Genomic DNA, 10,341 nt, shown 5'->3' with positions numbered 1-10,341 from the left:
AAGACGCACATTGCTACGGCACTGGGTATTCAGGCCATTGAGCACCACCGTCAAAGGGTGCGCTTCTTCTCTACTGTGGAATTGGTTAATGCCTTGGAGCAAGAGAAAGTGCAAGGCAAAGCAGGACAGCTCGCCCACAGGCTGGTGCATACGGATCTGGTGATACTCGATGAGCTGGGCTATCTGCCCTTCAGCTCATCAGGTGGTGCGCTACTGTTTCATCTACTCTCGACGCTTTACGAACGCACCAGCGTAGTAATCACCACCAACCTGAGCTTTAGCGAATGGGCCAGCGTGTTTGGTGATGCCAAGATGACCACGGCTCTGCTGGACCGTCTGACCCACCACTGCCATATTCTGGAAACAGGCAACGACAGCTACCGCTTCAAGCACAGCAGTGCAGTCCAACAACCGCCCATCAAGAAGGAGAGAAACAAAACCTTATCCACATCTTGAGCCTTACGGCTCAAGCCAAAGGGTGGGTCAGTTTGAGATGGAAATGGCGGGTCAGTTATGCGTGGAAATTAACAGCAAGACCCTGAAAGGCCGAAATCTGGCTTGGTTGGTCGCCACTCTCGTCTTAGACGTCCTTGCGCTCCTGGTCATCGCATTCAACACCGCGATCGACCAGCTAACGCTGACGAAAGTCGCCGTCATTCGTGCTAGCTTGACAACATTGCTGCCTATCCCAGCGCTGATCCTCTCCTCGCTTATTTCCTCTGATCACAAGGCCATCCTGGTGTTCTGGCGCCGTCAGCAACCGTTGCCAGGCGCTCGTGCTTTTTCCGTACATGCACCTGCAGACCCACGGATCGACCTGGACAAACTGAAGAAAAATGTGGGTGAGTTCCCGAGTGCGGAGAGAGAGCAGAATTCAAAATGGTACGGTCTGTACAAGCAAGTTGACTCCGATCCTTCGGTCGTGGACAGCCATAAAAATTACCTACTGTTCCGAGACATCGCGGCGATGTCGCTGCTGCTCGTTCCGGTACTCCCGCTGGTCATGTACCTCGGTGGCGTCGACTCAACACGCATGATGGCGTCCGCAGCTTGGTTTCTCGGGCAGTATTTGATTGCGGCATTTGCCGGAAGAACCACGGGCATCCGCTTCGTGCAGAACGTCCTGGCCGTGCATGCCAGCCGAAAAGTGGCTGGTTCAAGACCTGCAACGCGCAAGCCAGCATCGGCGCAGGCCCCAGCAAACAATTGAAGCTCAACTATCCGTTTCCCGATGTTGCGCGGCAATGCCGAGCGTCTGGGTAAACCAACATATCCCGCTGCGCTCAATTCGGATTCGACGTCTCAGTATTGCCATGCAATGCTCTAAACCGTTGATCGCGCGCCATGAACGCTGCGGATGGCCTGTCTCCAGTAGAGTTCGAGAGGCGCAATTCTGTGAGGCTTGTGGCTATGTAGGAATAGCTGGTCGATTCAGATCACGCTCATCCGGGCAAAAATTGAGGCAGAGCTTGAGCGCGGTATTGTCAAAGAGGACACTCGTCAGGAGTTCATTGCCATCATTCAGGATTTGCAGCAGCGCGAAGGTATCGACCACGTAGCACTGGCCTGTACCGAGCTACCGCTGATCCTGAGTGACAACAACAGCCCAGTCCCCTGTCTCGATACCGTTGAGATCCACGTAGAGGCTTTGGTTCAAGCCGTGGTATCGAGTTGAGCCAACGTCGAGCATCGCCATCTGCGCTGTTGAGTGGCTGCTTTGGGTCGTTCAGCGACGGTCATCTACCGGCCAAAGGCAGATGATCGATCGGCGGGAGAACTAGCCACCAGATGTGTAGAACACCGAGCAAAGTAAAAATAATAAAATTTGTACTTTTTATATGAAAGTATTATGATAGGCGCTAGCTGCAAACTTCAACCAGTCGTTTTGCAGCTTCGTACGGAAGTCAAAACGCCCTCCTGTAAGAAATTTTTCGCGAGACCTCTCGCGCCGTTGGCTGTAGAGCAGCAGCCAATCGAGTTACCGAAAGCTCATGCGGGCCTCTCTGCCTGCTCTGATTGAACTAGATTCCACTGACTCCTATCGCTATGGGCAAGTACTTCGTTACGCCCACATCACACAAGACCAATTGCGGTCGCTTTCAAGCTTCCTTCGCACTTCAGCGCACAAGGCAAAACAGCAACTACTGCCGTGTTTTTCGCTTTGACAAAAAATTTGCCTCGACCGAAGCGGCAAAGATCTTTGCTGTAACCCAAGGCTGGCTGCATAGCACCATGCAGCCATCTACTTGCTGATCCGCTAACGAGCTCTCCACTTCATCCGGTTGCTGTGGATTCCTACTCGCGCCGCAACATTCAAACGATGCGTCAATCCTTGAGGCGTCACCACTAGAAAAGGCTCCCATGAGCACAAAAATTTACGTTGGCAACCTGCCTTACTCCGTGACCGACTCCAGCCTGCGAAGCAACTTTGCAGAGTTCGGAACCGTAACCTCTGCCAAAGTCATGATGGATCGTGAGACTGGACGCTCTAAAGGCTTTGCGTTCGTAGAAATGACGTCTGCGGATGAGTGTCAAGCTGCCATTTCTGCTTTGAATGGCATGTCTGTCGATGGACGTTCGATCGTTGTCAATCTCGCAAAACCTCGTGAAGAAGGTCGTGGATTCGGTGGCAACCGCGAATTCCGCGCCAGCTCTCGTCCTAACGTTGGCTATGGCAACGATGGCTATGGCGGTGGCTACTGATCCAGCTACAAATCCAAGAAAAACGCCCTCACTTCGAGGGCGTTTTTTGTTTCAGCAAGCGGGACGATTACTACATCAATCATCTTCATCTTCGCGCCAGCCCCGATGATGGTGTCGTTGCCATCTGTTCCAGCGGTGGCGGTCTTCGCGCCAGCGCCAATCGGGGAAAGCTTCTGGCGGAGGAGCAACGATCACGGGGGGAGGAGCATAGACTGGTCGCGGCAGGTACTGGACAGTCGGTGGTGCGTATTGAACGGGCGGTTGCGCGTAGTAGTACGACGGGGACGGTGCAGCCACATAAGGTGCTGGAGCACCATAGCCTATGCCCACATAGACCTCTGAATGACTTGGCATTGAAGCCAATGCAAGGGCGGCGAACAGCGAGAGCGATGCGTAATTCATCAAGTGACTTTCTGGGCTTTGGCACTGGCCTTGCCTAGTCTCTTTAACGAGCAATTTTTTGGAGCGTTGACTCGATGGTTGTAACTTGAAGAAAGATACCGCCTATCGTTCCGATGGCCTTAATCATCATTGGCAGTTGTAGAACCTGGGTGACCACCGGGCTTCTGCTTTGGGTCGTGTTGCGACGGTCGCAGATCGGCTTTGAGCGGACAGCCGCCACGCTCCTCAGCTCGACGACTACTAGGCTGCCTGCTGGTGCTCGACCCAAAGATGCCAATGACTACAAGTGCTCTAAGCAATCGCTGGAGTAGGACCTCCTTGGAAGTCCGCTCCAAACCTAAAAGCACTCATTGGACTGTCCGGAATTTCGGATGACTGCCGCTAACAGTGGCGAACAGGTGCTGTCGGCCCTGTGCTGACGTTCCTGTCTTGGCAGCAGTGTTGTGGTGCAGCGATTGAGCCTCTCCTAGCTGCAGTGCGGCCTAACTACATAGCAGTCAATAGCAGGTCCCAGATGAGTGTCAACGCTGAGGCAATTCGAGCATCCTCAATCGGACTTGGGCTTGCAATCCAACGAGTAGGAGATTTATCTACGCCGGGATTGGTCTTCGGGCAATGTACTTCTGCTCCACAGGGTGTCTTAGTTTTCTTATTGGGGTTGGTCAACACTTCAATAGCGCGAGCGCGCTGATCCGCATCAAAAGGACTGGCGGCCACCCTTAGCTGTAATGGGTGCGTTGCAAGCCTTCCACGCTAGCAATGGGATCAACGAATACACGAGGATTCGAAGCACTGCAGCCTAATTGTGATGACATTTATTGAATGTTATTTCACGTAACAGATAAATTCAGATTCTTTAAGAAATTGATAAGTTGCGAAGCCTAGATTCCCGCCAGCAATAACGGCTGGTGAGCATGTTCTGTCCAAGCACATCACGGCCTATGTAGCCAAAGGAGTCGATGATGTCGTTGGTAAGAATGCAAAAGTTTGAGGCTGGCTGCTTTGGAGGTTGCGCAGCCGCTTTCATTGATTCACATGGTGGTCTGATTTAGCTCATGTCGACCTCCATCACTCTGGGCGTGCGGGTCTCACGCAGCAAGTTCAACGACACCCTAGCTTACGGCGTGGTAATGGCGCTGTGGCTCTTAGTCTTTGCATGGATTCGACCATTGAGCGACCCAGATGAAGGTCGTTATGCCGTGGTTGCGTTAGACATGCTACGCACTGGAAACTGGGTGACCCCCCACCTCAACGGACTACCCTTCTTTCACAAACCACCTCTGTACTACTGGCTCGCAGCCGGAGGCTATGAGTTGTTCGGTGTACATGCCTGGGTAGCACGACTTCCATCGATGCTGGGTGCATGGATGGCATCGATGAGTCTGCTAATTCTGGCCCGGCGCTACACAAACGCCTCGACCGCCTTTAGCGCAGCCATCATCTTCGTCACGATGCCCTTCGCCTATTTGGCTTCTCAGTATGCCAACATGGACATGCTGCTGGCAGGCTGCGTGTGTGCTTGCACCGCATGCGCATTCATTGCCACCATGGAGTCCCGGCTTGGCAAACACTGGCAGGCCTGGATCACGGCGGCGGGCGTTTTTGCTAGTCTCGGCTTTCTCGCCAAAGGGCTCATTGGCATAGTCTTGCCAGGCTTGGTGTGGTTCCTATGGATGCTTTGGGAACGTCGCTGGAAACAACTAGCGCTACCCCTGTTTCCCCCAGTGTGGCTCGCCGTACTTGCGATAGCAGGCCCATGGGCATGGTTTGCGCAAAAGCAGCATCCGCAATTCTTTCATTATTTTTTCGTCACACAGCACTTCCAGAGGTACACAGAGACGGGCTTCAACAACCCGCAACCCTGGTGGTTCTATTTGGCAGTGATCGCACTTGCATGTCTTCCATGGACACTGTTCGGTACCTACACGCTCTTTAAGTGGTGGAAAACACCGCCGGAGGTCAAGCCACAGTCTTCACCTACTGATGGACAATCGAGTCTGGACCACTATATGTGCGTCTGGCTACTCGCTGTAGTGGCGTTCTTCTCATTCCCCAGCAGCAAGATCGTGGGTTATGCGCTTCCGGCCCTTGCGCCTCTTGCCTACCTTATCGCTCGAATCGGGCATGTGTCTCTCATAGACAGTGGGACTAAGATTTTTCGACCAAAGTCCAAACTGCCTTTCGTATTAGGTGTTGCTGCAATTCTTTGCGCAGCACTGGCCGTCGGCTTCGGCATCAAGGGTGTTCCTCAGAAAGCTCGCTGGGATCGCCTGGCCGCGCTGCCAGTGCAGCCTGGCGATCGGATCATGATGCTCGGACAGCTGTACTACGGTGTGCCCTTTTACATGCACACAGACCAGGTCCCTTGGGTCGTCGATGACTGGCAAGCGGCCAAAGCCTCAAAGTCCGACAACTGGAGGAAGGAGCTATTGGATGCCGCTGAACTCTCGCCAGATATTGCTCGCCAAGTACTTATGGACAAGCAGGATGCAAACCATGTTTTGTGCACTGCCAAGCACCGGGTCTGGGTTGTTGGCGAGCCCAAGGCAACAAATCTAATGACACCTTCACTCTCTGGCTCTGAACCGATACTTGACCTGGGCTCTCGCGCCGTTTGGCTCTGGACACCTGACAGGGACAAGTGTTGAATTTAAAGGCCCGCTGCGAGCGGCGTAATCAACTGATCGGAGCAGTAGATCGATACTGCACTAAAGGCAACGCACTCGAGTGCGGGCGCGCTGCCGATTGAATCTACAAAAAGTTCAGCAAGCAACAACAACCGATGAAATCATCCCGATACTTGGCCCATCCAGAGCGCCACCGCACAGAACACATTGGCTGGCTTCGGGCGGCGGTCCTTGGTGCGAACGACGGCATTATTTCAACCGCTAGCCTCATCGCCGGTGTAGTAGCAGCCAATGCAAGTCATGAAAACATCATCACAACGGCAGTTGCTGGACTGGTCGCTGGAGCGATGTCTATGGCGGCTGGAGAGTTTGTCTCAGTTTCTACTCAGGCTGACACTGAGAAAGCCGATCTTGACCGTGAGCGAAAAGAACTTGCCTCGGACCACGAGGCAGAGCTACGAGAATTGACAGCTATTTACGTGCGGCGAGGACTCGACTACAAGCTGGCTAATCAAGTCGCTACCCAGCTCATGAAGCATGATGCGTTAGGCGCTCACGCGAGAGACGAACTAGGAATATCCGATGCCCTAAGTGCAAGACCTATACAAGCCGCACTCGCTTCGGCTGGGAGCTTTGCAGGAGGGGCCGCCCTGCCACTTTCCGTTGTATTGATAGCCCCACAGGCAGATTTACTAGCGTGGACAATTGTGACCGCTCTTGCGTCTCTTGCTTCTCTCGGTGCAGTTGCGGCAAAAATTGGTGGCGCACCAGTTGTGAAAAGTGTCTTTCGCGTGACTTTCTGGGGGGCGCTCGCAATGGGTATTACTGCTGGTGCAGGAGCAATTTTCAATGTTTCAGCTTAGCAATACTTTGTGCAACAACTGGTCCCTTCGCTTATAGCTAGAGACCAGGGTCTGCTCCGGACATCACTACGGTGTACTGCAGGTCAAGCTGTGTATTTAGACGCACCGGTGACAATCGCCACCGCTGAGGATAATTTGTACTGAGTAGTCCGCCCCCCCGGGAGGTCCGAGGTTGACGCGAATGGCAACACCAAGACAGCATGGTTGACGAAGTTGGCTCGCGCGTAGCAGCATTAGACATGCATCTCTGATCTCAAACTGTTTTTAACTTCTAGCAGGCGCCTGACCAGTACAGCACTGCATTACGGCCCCGGTTGCTATGGACGTACGGCACTAAGCATCTCATGCTCGGCTCCTCTACTTAGTCTTCCGATATATCGACTTCAGAGGCCTTAATCAGAATGAGGATTTGAGACTTATGCAGCTGAATTGGGCCGGTGTCGATCATTGGGTCGTATCGTTAGGTTGCGGTCTGCTGATTGGTGTTGTGAGCGAACGTCGCGAGCATGAACGACTAAACATGGCAGGAACCCGGACACATGCCATAACCGCCCTGCTTGGCTGTGCCGCATGGGAGTTGGGCATAGATGCTTTTATTGTGGCGCTCCTGGCTGTAGCCGCCTTGGCCGTTGCAGCTTACTGGAATTCAGCCCGCAATCACCCTAGTTTGACCATTGAGGTAACCCTACTGTTCTCGCTAACTCTGGGTGCGCTATCGCAAAAAAGTGCCCCCTTAGCAGCCGCTCTTGGCATCCTCTGCGCTTTGCTCGATCACTCCAAAGCAACTATTCAGCATTGGAGTCGTGAGTTGCTCAGCGAGTATGAACTGAGGGATGGCCTTATGTTGGGCGCAGCAGCTTTAATCATATTGCCGCTTCTTCCTCAGTCCACCGTCGACCCCTGGGGCGTATTGAGCCTCTATGCTCTTTGGAAAGTTGTTGTGCTGTTCATGGCCGTCGGTATGCTTGGCCACATACTGACTCGAGTGCTCGGCCCACGCTGGGGGCTACCGGTTACTGGTTTTTTTCTGGTTTTGTGTCATCTACTGCCGCCATAGCTAGCTTTGGGAACCTTGCCAAGGCAGATGGAGATCTGCTGCGACAAGCATTTGGCTGCGCAATGCTCGCCCAGTTGGCGTCCCTATGTTTGTTCATAGCCATTCTTTCGACAACTTCGATAGCGCTAATGATTTCAATGACGCTACCTTTGCTCGTTGCGGCATTTCTTCTCGCTCTTACTGCTGGCATAGCATTGTTGAACAGACAGGAAGCATCACCTCAAACTGAATTTAAGACAGACCGAGTATTCAAACTTTCAAGTGCATTACTGATCGCGGTAATCATTGCCTGTATTTTGCTTTTGTCCGCCTGGCTACAACATGTCTTTGGTAGCACCGGGGTGCTGGTCGCGGGAGCCTTCGCCGCGTTAGCCGAACTACATGCATCTGCTGCAAGTTTAGGGCAGCTCTTTGCCTCAGGAAATCTTCCACTGACAACCGCCCAATGGGGGGTCGTTTTGATTCTTGCTACCAGTGCAACGGCTAAGTCCGCTTTAGCATTTGCCAGCGGGGGCATCAAGTATGGAACACGTATCAGCCTGGGCCTAGCCATAATGGTGGCAGGAACTAGCCTTGCACTAATGTGGCTGGGCTGACAGGCATACGCTCCATCAGATATTTACATGGCCAAAGCTCAACGCATACGCATCAAAAGGCCATCTTTAGCTATGAACTGATGCCAAAGCGCAGCTGCAGCATGCAGACCTACTGCCGCAAATACCAAGTTGGCTCCTGCCTCGTGAATATCCTTAATGCTGCGGCCCAGAGGTGTATCCACCATCAACGGCAATGTCCAAGAGACCCCAAAAAAAGCGATCGGCTTACCAGACCAAGCCAAGGCCAATACTCCTAGTATCGGCATACCCAGCATCAACAGGTATAGCAACCAGTGCATAGCGTGAGCAGAAATCTCCATCCAACGAGGACCCGGGGGTAGCGGCGGCACTTGAACGCTGGCGCGCACCACAAGGCGAATTGTCATGAGCAGCAGTACGGCGAGGCCAAAGCTTTCATGCCATAGAGTCATCTGCGCACGATCAGCTGACCCCTTTGGGAAAAAGCCCTTGAGCTCGATGGCAGCGACTGCGAGCGCCGCTGCGACGAAAACCAGCCAGTGCAACAGCACCAGCGAGCGAGGATATGAGTCTGAACGGGTCATTGTTGATTCCTTATCTTTCGGCGAGGAACGTGTTGATATCCGTCATTCATCACGTTGCGTCGAACTGGTTTAATTCAGATTGCAGTGCAAAAATGTCGAGGGTATGTTCAAGCTGCATTAATCATCAAAATCCCACATCTCATGCAAGTCCAGCCGCAGACGACTGTCGCTTTCTAGCGTGTCGATGTGTGACATGCGCTCAGCCAGCACAGCCTCAGCGAGCACCCGGCGTGCCGCCAGCAGATCGGCTAATCCAGATTCACCGGCACGATAGGCTCGCATTGCTCGGTCGGTCGCACTGCGCTGAAGCGTCACAGTTTGAGCCTGTGCCGTGGCTGCCGCACGCTTTCCTTTCAACTGACTCAAGAGCACATCGAACTCAGCGCCCAGTCGCCTTTCAACTGCCAAACGGCGTGACAGTGCCGCGTCGGCATCTGCCAGCGCAGCCGCTGCCTGCGATTGTCGATGTACCGAACCTAGTGGCAAACTGATACTGATGCCTGCAATACGTTCGGAGCCACCACGCTCGCTAGTCGCAAACACTCCGACAGTGGGATCCGGGCGGCGCTCGAGATCCGTGCGGCGGGCCTGGTGCAGAGCCAAGGCCTCCTCGGACTGTGCTAGTAGATACTCATGGCTGTGTTCTATGTAGCGCAAACGCAGCTGAGTCTCTGATCCGCTCGGTGGTGTGGGCAAGGTGGCCGCATCAGTGGAAGTGCTGGCCATGGGACACAGATCGGGAAACCGCGCACAGAGATCGGCCCTTGCCGAGGTCTGAGCGGCCTCCGCCCCTGCCAGTGCTGCTTGCATGCGGGCCTGCTCGGCGGCAGCCAACTCGGCTTCAAGTTTGGCCGCGTCGCCAACACGCAGGCGACGCTCGGTGATGTTGGCCAATTCCGCAGCGGCATCGGCATTGCCCTGCGCCGCCTGGCGGGCCTGACCAGCGCGTAGAGCCGCGAACCACAAAGCCAGCAACTGACGTGCCGTTTCGTGCCGGGCGTCTTGCGCTGCAAAATGGCCTGTGGCTCTAGTTGCCTCGGCTAGCTCTGCATCAACTGCGGCCTTTCCCCAAAGTCTCAGTGGTCGCTCTATCGCGATCTGACCTTCAGTAAAGCGCTGACCGGAGCCATCATGGGTCCAACGGCGCTGACCACTAGCGCGGATTACCGTTTCATGAGGGCCAACGCGCAGACCGTCGGCTCGCGCCTGAGCGCCCCTTCGTGCTGCGTCGGCCGCTTGCACGGTAGGCGACTGTTCTACCGCCATGCGCACCGCAGCCTCCGAAGGCAGGTAGCTCTGAGCCTGGGCTGCACTCGTAAAAAGTAGAACTGCGGCACAGCCATGAAGCAGACGATTTTTCATAGGCAAACTCAGAAAATACGATTTGGAGCTACCGTGGGCTCTATTGCAAAAAGCGTTTGCAGCTTTCATTTTTGTACTTCCCTAGCACTGAGTGCTACGCCAAAGCGCTCAAACAGCAGTGGTAACAACAGCAAGGTCAGAGCCGTGGAACTGATCAATCCCCCTGCC

Annotated in this window: 11 protein-coding genes; 9 read left to right on the top strand and 2 right to left on the bottom strand. The window is 54.1% G+C overall.

Annotated elements, in window-relative coordinates:
- From ACWGXF_RS24025 to ACWGXF_RS23985, 9 genes are all read left to right on the top strand, one after another.
- Positions 1 to 456, top strand: a 456-nt coding sequence (locus ACWGXF_RS24025; protein ID WP_452102575.1) for an ATP-binding protein, incomplete at its 5' end; no start/stop codon positions are given.
- A gap of 43 nt (positions 457 to 499) precedes the next feature.
- The gene (locus tag ACWGXF_RS24020) at positions 500 to 1,210 is read left to right on the top strand and encodes a hypothetical protein (protein WP_452102574.1); all 711 of its coding nucleotides are present in this window, start codon (positions 500 to 502) and stop codon (positions 1,208 to 1,210) included.
- Positions 1,211 to 1,402: 192 nt separating this feature from the next.
- Entirely contained in the window at positions 1,403 to 1,675 is a 273-nt protein-coding gene (locus ACWGXF_RS24015; RefSeq protein ID WP_452102573.1) for an aspartate/glutamate racemase family protein, read from the top strand.
- 371 nt (positions 1,676 to 2,046) lie between these two features.
- Positions 2,047 to 2,253: a hypothetical protein gene (locus tag ACWGXF_RS24010; RefSeq protein ID WP_452102572.1), complete on the top strand. Its 207-nt coding sequence runs from the start codon at positions 2,047 to 2,049 to the stop codon at positions 2,251 to 2,253.
- Positions 2,254 to 2,361: 108 nt separating this feature from the next.
- The gene (locus ACWGXF_RS24005) at positions 2,362 to 2,703 is read left to right on the top strand and encodes an RNA recognition motif domain-containing protein (RefSeq protein ID WP_080995932.1); all 342 of its coding nucleotides are present in this window, start codon (positions 2,362 to 2,364) and stop codon (positions 2,701 to 2,703) included.
- 1,457 nt (positions 2,704 to 4,160) lie between these two features.
- On the top strand, positions 4,161 to 5,753 hold the full coding sequence (locus tag ACWGXF_RS24000; RefSeq protein ID WP_452102571.1) for a glycosyltransferase family 39 protein: 1,593 nt from the start codon (positions 4,161 to 4,163) through the stop codon (positions 5,751 to 5,753).
- A 134-nt stretch (positions 5,754 to 5,887) separates the two neighbouring features.
- On the top strand, positions 5,888 to 6,595 hold the full coding sequence (locus ACWGXF_RS23995; RefSeq protein WP_452102570.1) for a VIT1/CCC1 transporter family protein: 708 nt from the start codon (positions 5,888 to 5,890) through the stop codon (positions 6,593 to 6,595).
- A gap of 418 nt (positions 6,596 to 7,013) precedes the next feature.
- Positions 7,014 to 7,652, top strand: a complete 639-nt coding sequence (locus ACWGXF_RS23990) for an MgtC/SapB family protein (RefSeq protein WP_452102569.1) — start codon at positions 7,014 to 7,016, stop codon at positions 7,650 to 7,652.
- A complete protein-coding gene (locus tag ACWGXF_RS23985; RefSeq protein ID WP_452102568.1) occupies positions 7,631 to 8,248 on the top strand; it encodes a DUF4010 domain-containing protein in 618 nt (205 codons plus the stop codon). The genes ACWGXF_RS23990 and ACWGXF_RS23985 overlap by 22 nt, the downstream gene beginning before the upstream one ends.
- 38 nt (positions 8,249 to 8,286) lie before the next feature.
- Here ACWGXF_RS23985 and ACWGXF_RS23980 read toward each other — a convergent pair whose 3' ends face one another.
- Both ACWGXF_RS23980 and ACWGXF_RS23975 read right to left on the bottom strand, forming a co-directional pair.
- Positions 8,287 to 8,811, bottom strand: a complete 525-nt coding sequence (locus tag ACWGXF_RS23980; protein WP_452102567.1) for a cytochrome b — start codon at positions 8,809 to 8,811, stop codon at positions 8,287 to 8,289.
- A 117-nt stretch (positions 8,812 to 8,928) separates the two neighbouring features.
- Positions 8,929 to 10,173, bottom strand: a complete 1,245-nt coding sequence (locus tag ACWGXF_RS23975; RefSeq protein ID WP_452102566.1) for a TolC family protein — start codon at positions 10,171 to 10,173, stop codon at positions 8,929 to 8,931.
- Between the last annotated feature and the right edge of the window lie 168 nt (positions 10,174 to 10,341).

Source organism: Comamonas sp. HJ-2 (assembly GCF_053615495.1).
The sequence above is the reverse complement of the archived record's forward strand: the minus strand, read 5'-3'. Positions and strand labels throughout refer to the sequence as shown.

Coding starts and splice junctions, on each gene's coding strand:
- ACWGXF_RS24020 (WP_452102574.1), top strand. CDS start 500: ATGGCGGGTCAGTTATGCGTGGAAATTAACAGCAAGACCCTGAAAGGC.
- ACWGXF_RS24010 (WP_452102572.1), top strand. CDS start 2,047: ATGGGCAAGTACTTCGTTACGCCCACATCACACAAGACCAATTGCGGT.
- ACWGXF_RS24005 (WP_080995932.1), top strand. CDS start 2,362: ATGAGCACAAAAATTTACGTTGGCAACCTGCCTTACTCCGTGACCGAC.
- ACWGXF_RS24000 (WP_452102571.1), top strand. CDS start 4,161: ATGTCGACCTCCATCACTCTGGGCGTGCGGGTCTCACGCAGCAAGTTC.
- ACWGXF_RS23995 (WP_452102570.1), top strand. CDS start 5,888: ATGAAATCATCCCGATACTTGGCCCATCCAGAGCGCCACCGCACAGAA.
- ACWGXF_RS23990 (WP_452102569.1), top strand. CDS start 7,014: ATGCAGCTGAATTGGGCCGGTGTCGATCATTGGGTCGTATCGTTAGGT.
- ACWGXF_RS23980 (WP_452102567.1), bottom strand. CDS start 8,811: ATGACCCGTTCAGACTCATATCCTCGCTCGCTGGTGCTGTTGCACTGG.
- ACWGXF_RS23975 (WP_452102566.1), bottom strand. CDS start 10,173: ATGAAAAATCGTCTGCTTCATGGCTGTGCCGCAGTTCTACTTTTTACG.